General features: G+C 40.6%; 19 protein-coding genes. All 19 read right to left on the bottom strand.

Features of this window, described 5'->3' with window-relative positions:
* Nucleotides 1-144: 144 nt before the first annotated feature.
* The 19 genes from GLIP_RS15430 to GLIP_RS15520 all read right to left on the bottom strand — a co-directional run bounded on the left by GLIP_RS15430 (nt 145) and on the right by GLIP_RS15520 (nt 21928).
* Nucleotides 145-870 (bottom strand): type III pantothenate kinase, encoded by a 726-nt coding sequence (locus GLIP_RS15430; RefSeq protein ID WP_161602060.1) that lies wholly within the window; start codon nt 868-870, stop codon nt 145-147.
* Entirely contained in the window at nt 854-1822 is a 969-nt protein-coding gene (birA, locus tag GLIP_RS15435; protein WP_008845597.1) for a bifunctional biotin--[acetyl-CoA-carboxylase] ligase/biotin operon repressor BirA, read from the bottom strand. The genes GLIP_RS15430 and birA overlap by 17 nt, the downstream gene beginning before the upstream one ends.
* Entirely contained in the window at nt 1819-2805 is a 987-nt protein-coding gene (gene murB, locus GLIP_RS15440) for a UDP-N-acetylmuramate dehydrogenase (protein ID WP_008845598.1), read from the bottom strand. Before murB ends, birA begins: the two co-directional genes overlap by 4 nt.
* Before the next feature lie 126 nt (nt 2806-2931).
* Nucleotides 2932-3579: a hypothetical protein gene (locus GLIP_RS15445; RefSeq protein ID WP_008845599.1), complete on the bottom strand. Its 648-nt coding sequence runs from the start codon at nt 3577-3579 to the stop codon at nt 2932-2934.
* Between the two features lie 128 nt (nt 3580-3707).
* Nucleotides 3708-5780, bottom strand: coding sequence for a GumC family protein (locus GLIP_RS15450; protein WP_008845600.1), 2073 nt, complete (start codon nt 5778-5780; stop codon nt 3708-3710).
* 3 nt (nt 5781-5783) lie between these two features.
* On the bottom strand, nt 5784-6329 hold the full coding sequence (locus GLIP_RS15455) for a polysaccharide biosynthesis/export family protein (RefSeq protein WP_040523189.1): 546 nt from the start codon (nt 6327-6329) through the stop codon (nt 5784-5786).
* Entirely contained in the window at nt 6311-7540 is a 1230-nt protein-coding gene (locus GLIP_RS15460) for a hypothetical protein (RefSeq protein ID WP_153886353.1), read from the bottom strand. The genes GLIP_RS15455 and GLIP_RS15460 overlap by 19 nt, the downstream gene beginning before the upstream one ends.
* An 81-nt stretch (nt 7541-7621) precedes the next feature.
* Entirely contained in the window at nt 7622-9472 is a 1851-nt protein-coding gene (locus GLIP_RS15465; protein WP_008845603.1) for a polysaccharide biosynthesis protein, read from the bottom strand.
* On the bottom strand, nt 9472-10647 hold the full coding sequence (locus GLIP_RS15470; protein ID WP_008845604.1) for a DegT/DnrJ/EryC1/StrS family aminotransferase: 1176 nt from the start codon (nt 10645-10647) through the stop codon (nt 9472-9474). The genes GLIP_RS15465 and GLIP_RS15470 overlap by 1 nt, the downstream gene beginning before the upstream one ends.
* An 18-nt stretch (nt 10648-10665) precedes the next feature.
* Nucleotides 10666-11286, bottom strand: coding sequence for an acetyltransferase (locus GLIP_RS15475; protein ID WP_008845605.1), 621 nt, complete (start codon nt 11284-11286; stop codon nt 10666-10668).
* Nucleotides 11286-11897, bottom strand: a complete 612-nt coding sequence (locus tag GLIP_RS15480; RefSeq protein WP_008845606.1) for a sugar transferase — start codon at nt 11895-11897, stop codon at nt 11286-11288. Before GLIP_RS15480 ends, GLIP_RS15475 begins: the two co-directional genes overlap by 1 nt.
* Nucleotides 11897-13054 carry a glycosyltransferase family 4 protein gene (locus GLIP_RS15485; protein WP_008845607.1) on the bottom strand — a complete coding sequence of 386 codons (1158 nt, stop codon included), beginning with the start codon at nt 13052-13054 and terminating at the stop codon, nt 11897-11899. The genes GLIP_RS15480 and GLIP_RS15485 overlap by 1 nt, the downstream gene beginning before the upstream one ends.
* Nucleotides 13054-14226: a glycosyltransferase gene (locus tag GLIP_RS15490; RefSeq protein WP_008845608.1), complete on the bottom strand. Its 1173-nt coding sequence runs from the start codon at nt 14224-14226 to the stop codon at nt 13054-13056. Before GLIP_RS15490 ends, GLIP_RS15485 begins: the two co-directional genes overlap by 1 nt.
* A 1-nt stretch (nt 14227) precedes the next feature.
* On the bottom strand, nt 14228-15436 hold the full coding sequence (locus tag GLIP_RS15495) for an O-antigen polymerase (RefSeq protein WP_008845609.1): 1209 nt from the start codon (nt 15434-15436) through the stop codon (nt 14228-14230).
* Nucleotides 15437-16627 (bottom strand): polysaccharide biosynthesis protein, encoded by a 1191-nt coding sequence (locus tag GLIP_RS15500; RefSeq protein WP_040523193.1) that lies wholly within the window; start codon nt 16625-16627, stop codon nt 15437-15439.
* 342 nt (nt 16628-16969) lie between these two features.
* A complete protein-coding gene (locus GLIP_RS15505; protein ID WP_008845611.1) occupies nt 16970-19141 on the bottom strand; it encodes a S9 family peptidase in 2172 nt (723 codons plus the stop codon).
* An 84-nt stretch (nt 19142-19225) separates the two neighbouring features.
* Complete coding sequence (locus GLIP_RS15510; RefSeq protein WP_008845612.1) at nt 19226-19798, bottom strand: DUF4136 domain-containing protein; 573 nt, start codon at nt 19796-19798, stop codon at nt 19226-19228.
* Between the two features lie 191 nt (nt 19799-19989).
* Complete coding sequence (locus tag GLIP_RS15515; RefSeq protein ID WP_008845613.1) at nt 19990-21306, bottom strand: tetratricopeptide repeat protein; 1317 nt, start codon at nt 21304-21306, stop codon at nt 19990-19992.
* 13 nt (nt 21307-21319) lie between these two features.
* Nucleotides 21320-21928, bottom strand: coding sequence for an energy transducer TonB (locus tag GLIP_RS15520; protein ID WP_008845614.1), 609 nt, complete (start codon nt 21926-21928; stop codon nt 21320-21322).
* Nucleotide 21929 lies beyond the last annotated feature (1 nt).

Genomic DNA, 21929 nt, shown 5'->3' on the forward strand with positions numbered 1-21929 from the left:
TAATGATCCCAAGGGTGCAAGAGTATAAATCCAAAAAACACCGAAAAAATGCGGATTTATTTGATTTAGCTGTTTAGTTGCTTAAAAAACCAACTGAAGCGGTGATTTCTCCCAGTTTTCGTTATGATTTTTACGCGTTTTATATTAATGAGGAATAAATCGACTTAAACCTTCTAAAACCAAATCAGGTTTCATTGTCACATTATCTGCAAGCAACTCGCTTAACATTACAGAATCACCACCACACAGAAAAATTTCGTATTCGCTCGCGTAACTGGAGATTAAGTTTTTAGCGCTGTAAAAAAATCCCTGTAGCATTGCCAGTCCCCCCAAATTTACACATTCGGGGGTATCTTTTCCCAACCCAATGTTTAAAGGTGTCATTTGATTGGCAAATACTTTAGATGTGTTACTTATCACTGCAGAGCGCATTAATTGAAAGCCTGGCGCTATCCAACCGCCTAAATGCTGATTGTCCACGATTATATCGCAGGTCGCTGCGGTCCCTAAATCAAGGATAGCAACAGGCGACTGTGTCCACATTCTCGCACCTAAAACGGCTAACCAGCGGTCCACGCCTAAATTTTTAAATTGTGAGTAAGCGCAATGAATGCCAAATGCTTCACTTTGTGTCACTACATGCTTAAATTGAATACCATTTACTTCGCATTGCTGCTTAATTAATTGAATAGCTTCATCGTTTTGTACACTAGCAGCTACCACACATTTAGCATTCCTAATAAGTGGCTGCAACCCATCGATCGTCGCGCAAATTTGCGTCCTGATGTTTACGTCTCCCACAGAGACTTGAGCATATTTTATGCGCGTGTTTCCAATGTCGAGCAATAAAACGTCATGCGGGCCGAACACTAATTTCTCCCCCATGAAAAGATTCAATAATACCCTCTCTTTCTAGCAACAACGCGCCATCATGGTTGATACCTTTAACTTTCCCAAGTAATACATTTTTACCAATCAGTAATTCTACTGGTTTATCATAAAAGTAGTCTAATTCTGTCCATTGATTAACAAATGGCTTAAGACCCTCAACTTCAAAGGTATTCAATGTTTTGATCAATTCATCAATTAGCGTTGCGGCGAGTAAATTACGATTTATCTGTAATCCAGTAGCTTGCTTCAAATCTGTCCAAGGCTGATCAATAGTAATCCCATTATCTGGCAGATCAATATTTAACCCTACTCCCAAAATACAATTGCATGCAGCCCCCATTTGCCCCTCAGCTTCAACCAAAATACCTGCTAACTTTTTGCCCTGTATATAAACATCGTTTGGCCACTTCAACATGGCCCCTTTTACCGACAATTTTTGCAAGGCATTAACGACAGCAATACCAATGACCAAACTTAAGCCATTAATCGCTTGATAGCCACCAGGGAAGGACCAATACATAGACATATAAATGCTTGCACCGTAGGGAGATACCCAGGTTCTTCCTCTACGCCCCCTACCAGCAGTTTGCGCTTCAGCCAAACAAACATAGCCGTTTGAAGGAGCAAGCTTCATATCTTTGATGAATTGATTCGTTGAGTCGATCACATTCTGCACATTGATCTGTGTCTGCGGCATCTGCGGTAACATTTGCGAAATTTTACTATGCTCTAGCAATGTCAAAGGCTTAGCGAGGCGATAACCTTTGCCCGTCACGCTAAAAATATCCAATCCCAATTCACATAATCCTTTGATATGTTTTGAAATCGCAGCACGACTTAAGCCTAACTCTTGACCCAAGACCTCACCAGAATGAAATTGTCCATCCGCTAAACGTTGTAAAATAAGAGTACGGGATAAATTAAATGTCACAATGCTACCAAGCCCTTTTTGCCAACTAAACGCACTTCATTTTCTAAATGAATAGAAAAAGTATCTTCTACATTGGTTTGAATTTCACGCGCAAGATCAAGTAGTTCTATACCGGTACCTTGACCATTGTTAGTGAGTACCAATGGCTGATTCGGATGACATTGTATGCCGCCAACTTGTTTACCTTTAAAACCAAGATGATCAATAAGCCATGCGGCGGGAACTTTCACACTATTGTGATCTACAGAATAACAAGGCATATCGGGCCAATCGCATTGCAAACTGGCAAAATGTTTATTGGTGACCAGCGGATTTTTGAAAAAACTTCCCGCATTGCCTATTTCGTCAGGGTCGGGTAATTTTGATTTGCGAATTGCGACAACTTTATCAAAAATTTGCTTTGCATCAGGCTCTTTTAATACCGAAAGTTCACCATAGTGATTACACGCTTGCCACTGTTTAGGAATATGGAGCACGACTTGAGTAATAATCACTTTGCCGGCTAATTGGCGTTTAAAAACGCTATCGCGATAACCAAATTGACATTCTTGATTACTCAGCGAACTCAGTTTACCCGTAGCAATTTCGATAAAATACACTCGATTCACAAACTGATTTAGCTCAACTCCATAAGCTCCAATATTTTGAATCGGCGCAGCGCCGACTGAACCTGGTATCAGGGCGAGATTTTCTAATCCATCGATATTATTTTGCAAACAATAGCAGACTAACTCATGCCAGTTTTCACCAGCATTAACGGTTAACTCAAAATGACGACTATGTTCCTTTAGCGTTTTTCCTTTGGATTGCAATTTCAGCACTGTGCCTTCAAAGTCTTCTAAGAAAATGCAATTGCTTCCTTCACCCAATATCCATAAAGGGCCATCAATATTTTTTATTTGACTATAGTCGTCTTCAAGAGATATGAGGTGTTTGGATTGTGCGGCTAAACCAAACGTATGTAGAGATTTGAGTGAATGCAATGTTGCTTCCAAGATATTTTTGCACAGTTTAACGAAAACATAGCAGATGAAACAAGTGTTGCGTCGTAGCAGAAATATTTGTACGTGCTTTACTTAGACGCAAAGCACGCGTACATAGAGAGGGTATTAACGCTTTTTACGTTTTATTCCGAAAAGTCCGATTGCCAATGCAAATAAGCCTAATGTCCCTGTTTCAGATAAAGCGACGTTGGATTTCGACAATAATTGCGGTTGGAAAGTCAAAAACGTACTGTAGAAATAGGCAGGAGAATCTAGATAGCTGGAGTAATCGACACTAAACTCATCACCGTAAATATTGGCACTGCCAAGTATGCCATTGATGCGGCTTCCACCCATTCGAACAACATCGTCTTCATCGGCATATAAACCAAAACCGTATTTAACATTCGCATTTTGAAGATGCTCAGTTGCTCCGAATAACTCTAACCATTGATTTGCTTGATTAAAGCAGCCATTTCCGCTTAAACAATTTAATTGGTAACTTGAGATAGTATTGCTAGTGAAGTTAGGAAACGCCTTGGATAATAGTTCTTCAACTTGTTGATTGGAGGCATATCCCCAGTCAGTAAATAGATCGCCAGCTTGAGAATAACTAAAACCTGCTGTCACAGACAAATCTAACCAGATAGTGCCTGTATCCTGATCTTTTACCGCAAGTTGATCCCCAGAATGAAATGCATCCCACTGTATTAAAGACGCAAATGCAGAGGATTGGAATAGGCCAAATATAATTATTATTCTTAACAACTTCATAATTTCTTTCGATATTTATTAGGTAGTTAGAAGTATAACTTATTAAAATTCGGCGTATATTAGCCTAAAGTATAAGATCATCGCAGTTTGATATCTTAATTGACGATAGATGCATTAAAAACGGTAAGTTATTTATACTTTCGTTTACTTTTCACATTAGTTAACACCACGCCTTTCAAGGGGCAGCCAGACTCTCGAAGCCGTTGAATACTTAAAACTAGGTCTTCACTTGAAATATTATCAATATCAACCTCAATAACAACAGCGTCAGCCAGTTTTGCAACCACCAAAGCGTCACTAAAATCATTGATTGCGGGTAGATCAACAATGAGACGTTCATTAATAATTGATAGTTTTTCGATAAAATCTGCGAATCTGGCTTTAGACAAATAAACAAGTGGGTCTTGCGGTTCTGGGCCACCAGTCATCACTAATAATGGTGTATTGGCGGGTCGGTAAATACATTCGCTTAGTTTTGCCTTACGCGTGAGTAGACTGGTCAAGCCCGGTTTATTTGGTGGTAAATCAAATAATTGAGCAAGCGAAGGCTGACGGAGATCACAATCTATTAATAAGGTTTTTTCCAAACGGCTAAAAGAATCTGCTAGCTGTAAGACTAAGGGTGATTTCTTTTGCGATTTTGTAATCCGTGTCACCGCGATAATACGATTTTCTGAATCGTCAATTTTATTCACCAATAAAAACGTACGTAAACTGCGAATGGCTTCTGAAAACGCAAAATGCTGGTTACGCTCATCAAATAAGTTGGTTGATTTATTTTTGAGAAAACGTTTAGTAGGTCGAGGAAGCTCGGCTAGGACAGGCACTTGAATCGTGTTAAGTAGTTGTTTGAATCGACTACGCTTGTCACTTAATAAATGCGCTATTAGCCAAAAACCTGTGCTTAGCATACCAGACAGCAGTGTAATCACGATGAGCGAAAGCGGTACGTTAGGTTTGAACGGGCGTTTAGGTACAGTCGCATAATCAATCACTGCATAGTTACTTTGTTGCGAGACATCTTTTAGTAACTCTGTTTCTTGTAACCGCCCTAAAAACGCTTCATACAGTTTTTGATTAGATTCCATTTTTCGGGTTAGCTTGGTCAGTTCAATTTCGAGGCGGCCCAACTGACTGTGCCTATCTTGCGCTTCAGCTAAACTTGCAGTTAATTTAGCTTGCCTGCCCAATACTAATTGATATTCTCGTTTCAAACTCTCTACTGACTGCTGCAAAGTTTGCGCTAATTCTGCTTTTAACTCTTTGAGTTGGCTACTTACGGTTATATGTCGATAATGTTTGTATTTGTAACGTTTGGACACCTCAGACAAAAGCTGTTCTTGCTGTAAAATTCGTCTTCTTAACTCTACGATTACATTGTTATTTGCGATTTGCGGGATGCCCAATAAGCTGGTTGGTTGTTCGATTACTCTATTTGCCTGAACGACCACTGATTGCAGTTCGTAAACAATTTTATCGTTTACCAATTGTTCGCGCATCAAGGTCGAAATTTCACTTTGCACCAAGCTAATTTGACTGACTAAATCAACCAATTGATGTTTCTCTAAAAACTGTTGCAATTCGCTTTCAGACTCGGTCAATGTGCCTTGGATTTGTTGCAATTGGGTATTCAGCCACCTTGACGCTTCTTCTGCTCTTAGTCGACTTTTTTCAGCTTGGAATTCAAAAAACATCGGGCCAACTTGATTCACAAATTTAGTCGCCAATTCGGGGGTTTTGGAAACTAAACTAACCTTAATCATATCGGTTTCATTGATATGATTTAAGCTCAAATCTTCAAGTACAACCTCAACCGCATGTTCTAAATTGGGCTTGCCAGCGGATTGTCCAGTAATGGGGTAAAACTCCGATTCCAAATGTAAATCTAAGCTGGTGACCACAGACCGAATAAATTGCTTCGAACGAATAAACTCAATATGCGTATCTAGTTTACTTTGATTTCGGCCCGTAAAAGCTTCAAGCCCGGGAACCCCTATCCCACCACCACTTTGATCATCAAGTAGTAAAGTACTAGTAGCGATATAAGTCTTCGGTATTTTTTGTAGATAGTAAAAACCGAGTGTAATAATAATCGCTGACGTCAGTAGGATCTGAAGTTTTTTCTGCCACAAGAACGAAAACAAATCGGCTAAATCGAAGCTGACTTCTTGCTGTTTATCGAACTCGTTTAGATTACTCATGAATTAAAAAATACTTTCATCAATTTGAATAACATCACCTGGATAGACTAATGTGTCTTTGCTGGCATTCATTTTTGTTTGTGTTGTACCGCGCAATATAATCCAATCCGATTTTGAGGCGCGATCGCGCAATCCCCCTCCTATCGCTATAGCTTGTTCTAGCGTTAGGTTTAATCTAAATTCATAAGCACCGGGGGAATTTACCGCACCTTTGATGTAAAAAGGACGATACTTTTCTACCATGACACTCACATCTGGGTTGACTAAATAGCCGTCAAACAGCGCCGCTTCAATTGTTTGCTCTAATTCAGTCGGGGTTCTACCTAAAACTTGAATTCCTCCAATCATGGGGATCTTTACGATACCTTTCGCATTCACCATGGTTCGCACAAATAAGTCTTTTTCATTGTAAACGTCAATCACGATGACATCCCCTGTACCGATAGCATATTCTATTGGGACTGAGGATTGCGCAAAACTAGCCTTGCTATCTGCAATTAGCATTAGCATTAGCATTAGCAAACTTAAAATTAATATTCGTATTGCCATGCGACTTTTACAGTATTTTGGGTGTAATCAACGTTGCGGCTTTGGTCTTCTAGAGATTGAAAGCCAATCGTAAAATGGATTTGATTCTGCTCACTGAGAATCAATTGACAAAGTAATTGCGTATTTAACTCGTCACTTCCACTGCTCAAAGTTTCTTGTTCGTAATCCAAAGTACGTAATTGCGACTTGGCACCAAATCGCCACTGCTCACTGTAAAAATACAGCAATTCTAATTCATGTTGGCTTACCAAAGTGTCGATTGACTGTTCATTATTATCTGCCACAGTCGCGTTACGCTGCGAACTCAAATTGAATAACACATCTTGTCGAGGATAAAACTCCGCTTTTAGTTCCCAATTGAGACCTGATGTATCTGCGTTCGACTTACCTTTTCGTTGGTAAGCACCTACCAGCGCCATAACCTTTGTTTTCCCTGAAAACTTCCAAGCGGCTCCAGCCAGGGCTCGATAATTCGTACTATCCGCTGAAGGTAACTGAGGATTGTCCGTTTTTCTATATTCCAATAGGCCGATTAACTGGGTTTGGTCGCTGATAGTAAAATTTGAGTACAAGCTCGCAAGGTCGGTATTCTGATCAAACAAATTGGAATAACTGTGCACATCGTCGTAGTTGCGCTTAGATTTGACTAAGTTCAACTGAATTGACCGGTATCTTGGTTCCGCTCCAAAAGTGAGTTTCATTGCGCCTTGGGTGATATTGACCGAATCTTTTTGTGCAATATTCGCTCTGAACTTAGAAATTCCAGTCCCTATTCTCTCGTCCGCTTGTTTCACCCGAGCGTTGAGATCAATTGACCAATGTGAGCTAAGAAAAAAGCGATTATTGACGTTCAGATCAAATGCATTGTATTGGTCATCTTGGGGGATCTCAGTATCAGACAACTGAAACATGTTTGTAGCAGCAAGGTAATTTGCTTCAAACCAATAGTTTTGTTGTTTGCTGACGATACTGCCATTCACAGCGGCAACAATAGAACTTGCCTGAATATCACTTTCTAGCAAAGCATTATAATTATCGCTATAGCCCGCAGCTAAATTTATTTGTAGTGGTGATACCGATTTGTCGAACATTATTTGACTTGGATCGAATGCTGTTTCGCCAAGATCAAAGGTTTCGGTTGCAGTCACATAAGATATTGCGGAGACCAGATAGTAGATCATTATGACCAAGGTCATCCTGATTACAGACATAAATATAGGTACCTTATTTCAAGCATGGTTTATTATCGACAATTTGCAGGTTAACTTGATATTGAACACGCGAATCTCAACTTACATATGCGACGCAGGTGTATAAGCCAGTGGCGCCTCAATCAAAATATCAATTGCTTCTCTATCATCTTGATTTAACAACGCAAAATTAAGCCTATCCAATAACATTACAATATCTTCGAATGGCAGTTTTCGTTCATCTGCCCCCATAATACGAGAATGTTGTGTTTCCGTGTCTGCATCATCAATCAATAACTCTTCATATAATTTTTCACCTGGTCTAAGACCAGAAAAATTAATTTCAATGGTGCCATCAGGTTCTTTTTCTGAGCGGATACTCTGCCCCATTAAATGCGCCATTTTGGTTGCAAGATCGACGATTTTAACAGGCTCCCCCATGTCTAAAACAAACACTTCTCCACGCTCGCCCATTGCGCCTGCTTGAATCACTAATTGGGCAGCTTCTGGAATGGTCATAAAAAAGCGAATAATGTCTGGATGTGTGACCGTAATCGGACCGCCGTTACGTATTTGTTGTGAAAATAAGGGAACCACAGAACCAGAAGAACCCAACACGTTGCCAAATCGTACTATCGCAAACTGGGTATCAGAATGCAGTTCCGCCATGCCCTGTACAAATAACTCCGCAAATCGCTTAGTTGCGCCCATAATATTGGTAGGCCGAACAGCCTTATCAGTAGAAACCAATACGAATTTTTCAACATCATATTCAATTCCTACCAGCGCTACATTTGCCGTACCAAAGACGTTGTTGCGAATGCCGGCAAGCGGATTACTCTCAACCATAGGAACATGTTTGTATGCCGCAGCATGATAAATTGTCTGGATTTTATGAACCTTAAACACGTTTCTAAGCGCAACGTTATCTTGAATGCTAGCCAACACGGGAACAAAAATAATGTCTTTGAATTGACGTTTTAGCTCATTTTCAATTTGGTAAAGGTTATATTCTGATAGTTCGAACAACACCATTTTGGTAGGTCCAGAGAGCGCGATCTGCCTGCAAAGTTCACTGCCTATTGAGCCACCCGCGCCAGTAACTAACACTACTTTTTGTTTAATATTTATTTCCAACAATTTGGAAATAGGAGGAACTGGATCTCGACCAAGCAAATCTTCAATTTTAATTTCATGAAGCTCATCAATTTGGCGTTTTCCAGACACAATATCTTGAATATTTGGAATACTGAGTAATTCAATGGCAAACGGCTCTAACTCTTCGATTAACTCCTTCCGTCTATTTTTAGATGAGTTATTCACAGCCAAAAGCATCTTGCTTACGCCATACTTTTCTACCAACTCTGGAATATCTTTGCGAGAACCCACAGGTAAACCTAATAATTGTTTGCCTTGATAAAGCTTTTTATCATCCACAAATGCGATAGGTTGCAAATCGTTTCCAGCGCGTAAGGTTAATGCTAACGAACGCCCTGCTTCAGCTGCACCGAAAATGATACATTTTTCACGCAATTTATATTGTTGTGCTTGCACTGACGCCTGAATGAGTAATCGAGGCGATATAATCAAGCCCATAGACACCATCAAATAAATCAAGGGTACGGTGGTTGGCATGAATATATCGAGACTAAATTTGGCAGCAAACAAATAACAGGTGGATGCTAACAACACAAAAATAGTTAAATAAATGGCACGAAAATCTATATAGCGAATAATCTGATTGTAGTGACCTACACCAAAAAAACCGCATATCGTGAAAACGACATTAGCAGCAAATACGGCCCATTCTAGCGTGCTAAAACTCCAGCTACTGATGCCTATTCGTAACCAATAAGCAAACAGTAAACCGATGACAATAGAAAGCGTATCCCAGCTAAGTTCGAGAGCCAATTTCGTTCTGGAATTTAAATCAAATAACTTCTCCACTCCCATTACAGGCTCGCTTCTGTCATAACTTCAACTATTGCCCCACAGGTTTTATCCAATTCAGCCTGCGATAAAGTGGGGTGCACCAAAAACATCAATGAACTTTCACCTAACTCGACTGCATTTTGCAGTGGTGATGCAGGTCTAAACCCCGAATCATCAAAAGCTTTCTCGTTATATACTTCAGAGCAGGAGCCTGAAAAACACGGCACTTCCAACTCATTAATAGCGGCCATAATTCTATCTCTATCCCAACTGGGAGATAGTTTTTCTGGTCGAACAAATATATAACACTTGTAGTATGCATGCTCTATTTCATCTGGAATGTTTGGTACCCGCAACGCCGCAAATTGCCTACATGTCGCAAATATTTGCTCAGAATATTTTTTCCGAAGCGCATGCCACTGTGGCATTTTGGCCAGTTGCAAACGCCCTACAGTTGACTGTATTTCGGTTAAGCGCCAGTTGGTTCCAAATGATTCATGTAACCAACGAAATCCTGGCGGGTGGGCTTGGTTATATACCGCATCCCATGATTTGCCGTGATCTTTATAGGACCAGATTTTTTCGTAAAGGTGCTTACTATTGGTGGTTACCATGCCACCTTCGCCAGCGGTCGTCATAATCTTATCCTGACAAAATGACCATGCACCAATAGCGCCGAGCCCACCGACTGAAACACCTTTGTATTTAGCTCCATGGGCTTGTGCACAATCTTCAACTACCTGAATATTATGGGTTTTCGCTAATGCATTAATCGTATCCATGTCGCAAGGCCAGCCCGCCAAATGGACACATAAAATAGCGCTGGTTTTCTCAGTGATAAGAGAGGCAATGGTCTCTGCTGTGATGTTTTGGGAGTCGAGATCGATGTCTGCAAATACAGGCACTAAACCCGCCAATACAATACTTGAAACGGACGCTAAAAACGTACGAGATGTAACTATTACTTCAGAACCTTTGGGCAAATCCAACGCCACCCAAGCCAAATCAAGTGCAACTGTGCCATTAGCGACCGCTACGGCATATTCACAATCACAATACTGTGCAAATTCGGTTTCAAATTGACGACCTTCTTGTCCAGTCCAATAATTCACTTTATTGGATTTCAGAACGCTAAGAACAGCTTGTTGCTCTGCATCATCATAACTTGGCCAAGGTGAAAACGGTCCATTTAACATTGGTACTTCCTCTTTTTATTATTTTGGTTGAGCGGGAATTCCCACTACCATTTTATTATCTTCTACGTTTCTAATTACAACCGCGCCAGCCCCAACGGTCGTATTGACTCCAATTTTGAGGTTGTTGGAAATAGTGGCGTTAATACAAATAAAGCTGAGCTCGCCAACCTGCACGGTACCAGCAAGTCGCGCTCCCACAGAGATATGCGCGAACTCGCCAATCTCGCAGTCGTGATCGATACTTGCTGCGGTATTTACAATGCAACCATTACCTATCTGTGACATCACATTAATGATCGCCCCAGCCGCAACCAAACATCCTTCGCCAACGCTAGCGTGCTCGCTTATGACTGCCGTTGGATGAATCAAAGTCGCAATTCGAGCTGCATATTCAGTAGTTACTTGGTGACTTACTTTACGGCGCGTTGCATTACCACCAATTGCGACGAATACTTCGACATCATCTGCTAAAAACTGGCTTAATGATTCAATTGTGCCGACAACATGCCAAGGTCCAACCTGCTGGATAGCAGGATAAATATCATCAATAAATTGAATTTTTTGATATTTACCAGAAAGCTCCGCTATCTCAGCTGCGACCTTTCCGTGTCCTCCTGCACCAATAATTAACAATTGCATCAGTCTTTATTTCCTAAACAATCTGAACCGGCAAACTTACTCATAGTCGCCTCCCCCTGTTGATTAATATCTTTGCGCTTTATCACTTTAAACGCCGTCATAAATATAATCTTAACGTCGAGCCAGAATGACTGATGCTCCACATACCAAACGTCCAATTCAAATTTGTCTTCCCAACTTAAGGTATTCCGGCCGTTAACCTGAGCCCAGCCAGTAATACCCGGTCTAACTTCATGCCGGCGAGCTTGTCGCACGTTATACAAAGGTAAATATTCTGGTAACAGCGGACGAGGACCAACAATGCTCATGTCTCCTTTGAGCACATTAAATAAGCCAGGCAATTCATCTAAACTAGTACTTCTCAAAAAATGTCCAAATCGGGTAAGACGTTGCTCATCCGGTAATAAGTTACCGCCGGAATCTACAGCGCTGGTCATGCTGCGAAATTTATACATTCGAAAAATTCTGCCATCTTTGCCCGGCCTAAGTTGCGAGAACAAAATTGGACTTCCCAACTGCAATCTCACTATCAGGGCAAGGTTCAGCAATATTGGCCATCCGATTAAAAAGGCGGTAACTGCAATCAACAAATCAATTAATCTCTTTAACATTAACTATTCTCTTGGTTTGGAAAAGCGAGTATATGCTGGTAAAAGTCGTAAACTTGCTTGGCATTGTGTTGAACATTCATAACTTGTGCTACGCGGACTCTGGCTTTTTCAATCCGTTTTTGACGCTCTTGTTCTGACCCCATCGCTTCGATAATTTTATTTGCCAACGAAACAGGATCCTTTGCATTTGCCATATAGCCAGTGATTCCATCTTCAACTAAATCAGGAAATCCCCCCACGTTAGAAGTAAGGGTGGAGACTCCTGCATACATAGATTCAACCGCACCACCGACATTTTCTGAATGCGACGGATGAACTGCCAAATCAAATTGCGGATATAGTTGCGGTACATCGTTACGAGTACCCAGGAAAAAACATAACTCAGGTGCATTGTCTTCTGCATAGCGTTTAACTTGATCAAAATAATGTTGCGTATTGCCCCAAGGGCCGCCAACAAATACACACGCTATCTTAGGGTGAGTTTGTTTTACCAATGCTAATGCATCAATGAGATCCTCATGGCCTTTAAGACCCCGTTTTTGACCTAAATACGATTTTGGTGCATAGAAAAAAGCCACCATTCCCAACAAAAATGTATCTTCAGAAATTCCAAGTTGCTGTTTTAAACTAATTTTCTGTTCACGTTCAAAACAAAAGTCACTCTCATTCACCCCGTAATATGCAAGTCCAACTCTGTTTTTCTCGATATTGTGGCGCAGGTAAGTTTGTTTCGTCCACATACATGAGGCTAACCAGAAATCGTTCCGATTAGCACTTTTTAAATCCACCGTTCTAAATAACCAATGTTCGAGATGTAATGGACCTGGCACATGAAATATCTTTTTAACATTGTGTTTTCTAAGTGCAAAGCGCATCAATAACGTGGTAGCAACAAAGTGACTATGCACAATATCAGGCTTAATTTGCGCAACCAGTGCTTTTAAGTGCTTGGCTTTTGCCAAATTTTGCCATGGTTTCTTAATACTTATCGACGGATCGAATAAGTGCACTACCACGCCAGCTTTTTGGTACTTTTCAACCATAGGACCAGCAGGCAAAGCCAAATGAACCGTCACACCTAGCTTTACAAGCTCAGTAGTTTGTCGCAGTGCCCAGCTCGCTCCCACCGCCGTTTTGAGTAAATGTAAAACAACCATTAAACTTCACTTTCCAATAGTGCGCGATACATGTTCTCGCGTCGGTTAGCCAATACATCATTATGATATTGTTGTGCTTTTTGATAATTTATCTGTGCTATTTCCAAGCGTTTGGATTCAGTCAAACTTAGCATTCTCTCGATGGTTTCTTGCAACTGAGCAACATTATCGCGTTCGACAATGTACTCTTGGGGAAGCAATTCTTTTACCCCGCCCACATCTGTAGCGACACAATTTAATGAGCGTGCCATTGACTCAATTAGTACTCTTGGTAATCCTTCTTGGCGCGAAGACAATACAAATAAATCAGAGGTATCGAGTATTTGATTTATCTGCTCTCGTTGAGCTAGATTACCGGCAAAACTGACCTGCTCGCTGATACCCAGTTTTTCAGCCATTTTTTGCATATCTGTTAATAGGGCACCACCACCAATCCAGCACAGTTGCAACTCATGCCCAGAAGCGCTGAGCTTAGCTAGCGTATGCAGCATAAAATCACAGCCTTTATAAGGTTGTGATAAGTTGCCAATACAGACGATTTTAAACGGCTGAGAAACGACATATTCTGTGCGTTCTAGATAATCAGAATCAGTCAGTTGAATTGAGGAATAATGCGTATGAAAGGCTTCAGTGCCAGGAGGGTAGCGTTGCTGTAAACTGAATTCAGTGACATAGGATATTGCCACAGCATCTCTGCATTGTTTCCGTAACATATTAACAAACAACCATTTGAAAACAGGCCGTAACGGACTCTTACTGGCATCTTTGGCAAACACATCCATGGGATCTCCGACCACTTCCGCCCCGTAAGTCTTCCCTTTTGGCATGGCGAACCAATGATAGAACAATGACAGTATTCCCGGAACTCTATAAATCACGCGGCGATTTATTTGTTTACGCGTCTTTAGGATTTGAATTAGTTTTGGAATGCATTTAAGAAATCCTACTGGACCGATATAAATTGGGAGATTTGTGAAGGTAATTCGCTCACCATCTACTCGCTGCCACTGTGGTTTAGGTTGTTCTACTGGCTGTACACGAGCAATCACATTTACTGAATTAAATACCCCAAGATAACGTTGCCAAAACGCATTGGGAAACGCGTTATCAGTCCAATACTTGCCCTGCTCACATTGATAAAACCGCTGTTCTATTACAACATCTACTTGCATACTACACTCGATAATACATTCGGCCACGCTGGGAAATAAACAGCAGTAGGAAAAAAATGATGACGCAATAAATAAAAGCCTTAAATAAAATTAAAGACTCCCCACGAATCGCATAGATAAAATAAAACAAATTAAAATAAGTAAGCAGAATACCAAACGGTTTATTCTGCAAATAACCGCGATAAGTCCAAGCTAAAAATAGTGCTATGAACCCAAACAAAAAAGGAATACCTACATAGCCAAAGTTGAGTAAAGCTTCTCCCTCAATTGAGAAACCATAAGCACCATCATTGGCTGCGGTTGAATAACGGCGACTAAACCAAATAGATAATGGTGTAGTTAAACGAATTGCACCTAAGGTAAGCATATTTACGAAACCGGAGAAGTATGACTCTCCCCACCAAACCAACTCGCCTTGATCCAGCCATGCTGCAATATTTGACGTTACCATTAAATTGCTGCCCTGATTTAAGAACGAACCTAAACCACCGCCAGAAAACTCAGAGCTTCGTCCTGCTGACATCAGGGTAAACCCTAAACCACCGGCCGTTCCGCCCAGCAACAACTTCCACAAAGCAATGCCTGTGTCTTTATAAAACCAAAAATAAAGAGGAACAACGATGAGCGCAAAATCTCGTTCTCCCATATAAAAGCAGTAACTAAAATACAGCAGGACTACGCTAGTGAATTGCCAGAAAACTTTACGAGACATAACGGACTTTGGCATAACCGTCATGTAGCAGAATAAAAACAACGGCCACAGCGTTAGTATTACGTAGTGACCAATGCCCACTGATTGAATTCGCTGAACTTTGTCTAAGCCAGAAAAGCCAATGCGAGAAAACGCAAGTATAAATACCAGTACAACTGGGACTAACATAAAAAACATGGCTATTTGTCGCAGCAATACAGGCTCTTTGATGACCAAGGCATAATTTATGGTTAATCTTCCGATTAGATTGGCAGGAAATAGGCTCAACGTTGCAATCGCCAGAAAGAACGCAAACGAAGATTGATATAAATAATCCTGTTTAATACCACTATAGATTGGCAGACCTAGCATATGCGCAATGTATGGACCGAAACAGAAGTAAAAATAACAAAACAGATATATCGCTAGCGGACTCAATTTGCCTTGATGATAAGTCACTTCCCAAAGCAATTTGACTACCACCAAACCAATCGACAAATACATAAACAGATGTTCCATTTAGCCTAACTCCTTAGGGTTTTTCAGGCTGACGAGGCCTCCTAAAAACTGCACTAAAGAACTAACGGAAATCATCCACATAAGTCCATTAAACGACCACTGTTCAAATAACCAAAGGCCAAAAACATAACTTAGGAAGATATTTATGCAAGTTACCGATAGCAGCAACTTATGTTTGCCACTTACGATGTATAAATAGTTTGAAACTGAGACTAGTAACGGTGCCCAACTAAATAAAATAACCAGTCGATATACGTAGTTATCATGACTCAAAGACAATTGAATATTATTGTGAGCCAACCAAAAATAATTAGAGAAAAACTCAATATGAGTTAATTGCAAGAGCAGAAAAATAATCAACAATAACCCAATGCAATATGTCAATTGAGCTTTAAATTGAGTCTTGCTAGTAAACAAAGCTTGTTTTAATTGCGGTAATCGAGATTGCATAAAACTGTTTAAAATCACCAGAGCTGCCATGACCAAAAAACTAGCGATGGTGAAAACACTCAGCATCACATTTTCTAATTGTTGACCAAGAATGTAACGTGGCACGTTGAAATAAACCGATAATGCCAAAGCACTCAAGCTTAACGGCAGACTTTTTTGAAGCAGAGAAATTAACCGCCGAATAGGCGTTTTAAAATTTAAGCTAACATGTTTGCTCAAACTACTTATAACAAACAAAACGGACAGCAAAACCAACGTCAGATTTATATTTTGACTCATAAACGCCAAACCAACGCAGACTAAAATACAAGCCCATTTAAGCCAACTCAGGGAAAATAACCTGTCAACTCTCTTGTTTTCTATAGCATTGGCGATAGGCAAATCAAAAAGTTGCTCTGTTACTTTAAATAGGTAAATTACGATAACAAATTGCCACTGCTGTAACCAAAACCCAACCCCCAAGGCAAGTACTAATCCGGCAACAGCAAGGTAGACTCTCAACGTCGCGGCATTTTCGAATAGCCGATTTGATTGTGTTAAAAGGAAGTTTCGTGAAGGGCTAGCTAATAATAATGTTAACGGCGCTAAAATAGCCAAGATAAAACTAAATCGGCCGACCTGTTCTGCGCTTTGCATATGACTAAGCCACAGGACAATCATCCAAGGAATGACAAAACTACTGACCTGAATACTCAGCAGTAAAAGTGGCGTGTTGTGCATTAAATGCTTAATTGAAGGCATTATTCTATTGTTTTTATTATTATTGTTTTTGTTATTATTGTTTTTGTTATTATTTTAATATTTATTTTAGGTATTACAGGACATTTGATGATTGTCCTTTGCGGGGTTCTTATTTATAGTGCAGTGTTTGTATATTTTACTTCTGCCCCCCATTAATCAACCAGTATCGCCTGAATTAATCGTAACGACAAGCATAAGTTGCGCATCTATTGCTCTATGGAGTAAATAAACACTCACTTCCGAACACTTTCCCTTGTTCAGTAAGGCATCATTAGCAGACTAAGTTCTTGCTCATATAAAAAAGCCCGAACTCATTCGGGCTTTGAACATAAACTTAACTTTCTATTTATCTATACCGTGGCTCTTTAGCATAAACGTAAATTCTTCTGCATAGTCGCGCAACCTGCCATATCGACCACTGTTTGCAAAATGCCCAGCCCCCATGTTGATGCGCATGATCAACAGATTATCGTCAGTTTTCAATTCACGCATTTTAGCCGTCCATTTCGCCGGTTCCCAGTAGGTAACACGAGGGTCATTAATTCCGCCACTTACTAACATAGGAGGGTATTCTTTTGCCTCAATGTTGTCATAAGGTGAATAGCTGGCAATTAAATCATATGCAGCCGCGTCTTCGATTGGATTACCCCACTCTGCCCACTCTGGCGGAGTTAATGGTAAAGATGCATCTAGCATTGTATTAAGCACATCGACAAAAGGCACACCTAAGGTTACTGACCGCCATAATTCTGGGGCTTGGTTGACCACAGCTCCCATGAGCTCTCCACCAGCACTGCGACCTGCAATAGAAATATTGCCTTTAGATACGTAATTTTCGTTGATTAAATATTTAGCCGAATCCACAAAATCGTTAAATGCATTGGTTCGCTTTTCTAGTTTACCGTCTAAGTACCATTGATAGCCGAGCATATCACTGCCACGAACATGGGCGATTGCGAAAGAAAATCCGCGATCTAACAAGCTGATATGCATGCTAGAGAAAACCGGCGGTATAGTTATGCCATAAGCACCATAGCCGTATAAATGCATTGGTTGTGTACCATCTTTTTTAAAGCCTTTTTTGTACACAATGGAAATCGGTATGCTAACGCCATCTCGCGAAGGCGCCATTAGACGCTCTGTAATGTATTCAGATTTATCGTATCCAGAAGGGAGCTGGGCTACTTTTCTCGTCACTAGTTGTTTTTCAGAAATTTTATAATCGAATACGGTTTCTGGTGTGATCATTGATTCATAGTCAATTCTCACGAAATCCTGTGAAAACTCCGAGCTGTTACCAAGCGAAGCCGAATACACATTTTCTGGAAATTTCACATCATGAGATTGTCCTTGATAATCAAGAATTCGAATTTTATCAATGCCTTTTTCACGCGCTTGAAGTGCAACAAAATCGTTAAACGTCTGAACTCCAAGCAAATAAAGATCGTCTGAACCTTCAATCAATGTTTGCCAATTTTCATAGCTAGGATTTGCGTCATCAACGCTCGCAAACCGAAAGTTTTTATGGGTGTCATTGGCTAGTATGTAAAATTTGCCATTGGCATGATCCAACATGCTGGAAAAGCCTAACGATCTTGACACTAACTGGATAGGTTTAGCCATTAAGTCTTCATTTGGCACTATGTGATATTCGATAACTTCCCTTTGTCCACTGGATATAACAAGGTATTTGTCGTCACTTGTGAAATCAAAATCGATGAAAAAAGCATCGTCGTCCTCACTAATTAATATCTTGTCCTCTGATGCTTTAGTACCAATTTTATGGATATTTACACTCGCGGTACGCCACTTATCTTTCTCTAATTTGGCGTAGACCAGGGTTTGACTGTCTGCGCCGAATGCAACTTCACCACTTGTTTCGACAATTTCATCATCCAAGTATTCGCCGCTTTGCAAATCAACAACCCGCGCAATATAACGTTCAGCGCCATCTGTATTGTAGGAGTAAACCAATAATCTGTTGTCAGGGCTGATATCCCATCCACCCAAACTAAAATACTCGTAGTCTTTCGCTAATTTTGTCTCATCAAGAAATACAACTTCTTGGCCGGTTGCGAGATCTTTGCGACTATGCACCTTATACTCTTCACCGTTACGATAATACCAACGGTATTCAAAACCATTATCAAGCCAAGGTACAGATTCTTCCTGCTCATTAGTCCGCCCTTTAAATTCCTCAAAAATCGTGTCGACTAAGGCTTTATTGGGCGCTAAGAATTGATCAAAGTACGCATTTTCAGCATTTAGATAATCGAGTACCGGTTTATCATTAACTTCAGGATACTCTTTATCTTTTAACCAATTATACGGATCGTTTAACTCTTTTTGGTGATACACAGCGGAGTAATCTTGTTTAGCAGCTTTGGGAGCATCCATTGATAGCTGTTTAAGTCGAGGGTATGTAGGCATTTGATCTTCTTTTACGTCATCTGTTACTTCAGAACAAGCAGATAAGAATATAAGGGGGAGCAATAATTTAATTGTGAGGCGCATTGGCAAAATTTCCCTATTTCTACAAATTTAATCGTAGATAATACGTTGCGAGTAAAATTTTACCAACTAAATTCAAAAATTTATTTAACTGCTATCTCGTTCCAACGGCAACCGTTGCAACAGTTCGGATGTCGCTTCTTGCTGCGCTTTGGCCATACTGCTGGCGTTATCTGTTTTAAAGTCGTGACTATTGGTAGCTGACCATACTAATCTGCCTTCGACCAAAACTTTCATACTAACAACAGCAATTGGGATTTGGTCTGATCCAATTGGCACACTGACCCCGCCACCGACACTGACGCCGCCTGAACGGCCAAACGAACCAGTTCCCAAACCAATTGAAAAGCTACTGTCATTGTCGCGATAATTAATATAGTGGTCTAACTCGATGACCGCATCTGTAAATCCACTGTCTCCAACTAGTTTATTGTTACTTTGCAGAAATTGAGATACTTGTGAAATGAGTCTTTCAGCGCTTAATGTATCGTCAGTATTGCGTGACATTACCGAGTAGCTTTTGATTTTCGTGAAATTAGTATTTTGATCTGTATCCATCACAATATTGTTAGAACTACAGGCGCTTATCACGAGTAGCCCCGTGACCAATATAAATATTCGAGTAGCGTTTAAATGCGCGTTAGTAACTTTCGACAACATGCTAATTCCTTTCGTACAAAACGGTGGTGTATGCGGTTCACACTGATAACTTTTACGTCGGTAAAGCAAAAAACGATCACTGCTTTTGACAGCGTAAGTTAGTATAAGTTTAGTGGAATTTTTGAAATGAACACAATCCGCAAGCGATTTGTCATGCTTTACGGATTGCTTATTGAAAATGTAAAAAGAAATTAAGAAGCGCTAAGCTCGGCCTCTAGTTGTTCAGAAGTGGATTTTTCATTTTGTACAAACTTGCGCCACTGTTGCGCCATTCCGCGGCTTGTGGCGTGCTTTTCAGCTTCAGCTAACTGATTAAGTGCATCAACATATCGTTTCTGATTGAAATATGACATACCCAAAACCAAGTGGGTCGTACCGACGTTTCTTAGACCACCTTTTTCTAACGCTTTCGTTGCACTTTCGATTGCATCTTCAAATCGATCCATATTCAACAAAATTTGTGCAAGTTGTGCATCTAGTTCACCGTCTTCAGACAACGCTGCTGCAGAACGCATGACCGGAACGGCTTTTTCGTTTTCTTTGGCTAAGGTCCAAGTTTGCGCTAAAAACTTCAGATTGCGTAGGTTCTTTTCCAGCACGCCATCTTGCATCGCCTGCTCCATCAACCTAGCGCCTTTATATGGTGCTTGGTGATAATAATACAGTTGGGCAAGATTAAAGATATCCGATGCTTTAGTGACATAGTCACTTTGATAGGCAGCTTCAAGAATAGCCAACTGCTTCTTTTCTTCACCTAGCTCACCATACATTCCAGCAAGTTGCACCCAATATTCCGGACGATCGAACAACTTAACCATCTTTTCCAGCACTTTCGTAACTTGCACAGGTTGCTTTAATTCATAATAAATTGCACGTTGTAGGACGTACCAGTTTTCATCAACTTTATAACCTTCTTCGCTGTTTTCTTGTTGCAAAATAGCTTCGTTGATGTAACCAGATGCTGCTTGATAGTCTTTCTTTTGGTACATAGCTTGCGCTTTTAACACCAAGTTTTTTACTGGCAGCTTACCTGCTTGCAAAGACTCCCATCGCTCCAAATACTGAATAGTTTTGTCGTAGTTACCACGCATCATTTGTAGTTGTGCCAAGCTAAACAAGGTACTTTGTTCAAATGACTCAGGTATCGGCTGTTGTTCAACCACCGTTTCAAAGGCTTCAATAGCCTTATCATAGTCTTCCACATTGTAATAAATGAAACCATAGAAGTTGTACATCATAGCCAGTTCATAGCTATTCATAGAACTATCTTTGGATTTAACAATGTCTAAAATTTCTAATGCTTCTGCAGTATTGCCTTCGTCAGCAACCTTTTGTGCTCTAGCCAATTGATCGTAAACACGGGTTCTTAACGCAGGTGTTCTACGGGTTTGCTTTTCGCTCGCCTTTTGCTCTTCTTGCGCAAAGACTTGCGGAGCAGTAACAACGCTTGAAACCACATTGAATGTATTTGCCAAACAGATGGCTAAAATGAATTTGGTTATTTTCATGTTCGCCTCTCAATTAACCATCAATCTGGAATGTAATTCGGTTTTGCACCCCAGAAACTTCTGCTGGTTCACCATTTACCACTCTAGGTTTGTATTTGAATTTAAGTGCGGCTTCCATAGCTGCCTGATTGAAAATATCAGGTGGCGTAGCCTCAACCACACGAATATCTTTAACCGCACCTAACTTCGACACAGTAAATTCAACGATGACAAAACCTTCGATACCGCGAGATAAGGCTCGACGAGGATATACCGGGGCAACTTTTACGATAGGTAAATATTCGCCATCACCTGACTCTAATGCAAGGCCACTGCCCAGTGCTACATCACCACCTACATCTGCTTCGAAGGCGATACCACCACCATCTGCGTCAGGAGTTGGTGAATCCATTTGTGGTTGATCCATCTGCGGCGGTGGCTCTTTAGGCGGTGGTGGCTTGCGAGGTTTACGGTCTTTTTGTTGTACCGTTTCCTCTTGCTTCAAGCGCACGAAATCAAGCACTGCACCGGGCTTAGGATCTTCTAACGTCTGGTCACCACTGGCGATAAGTGCTTGCATCAAAAAGAACAAGCTCACCGTGATGAAAAACGCCAATACAACTGCTAGAAGGAGTCTTGCCATT

The organism is Aliiglaciecola lipolytica E3, assembly GCF_000314975.1.
GTDB classification, from domain to species: Bacteria; Pseudomonadota; Gammaproteobacteria; order Enterobacterales; family Alteromonadaceae; genus Aliiglaciecola; species Aliiglaciecola lipolytica.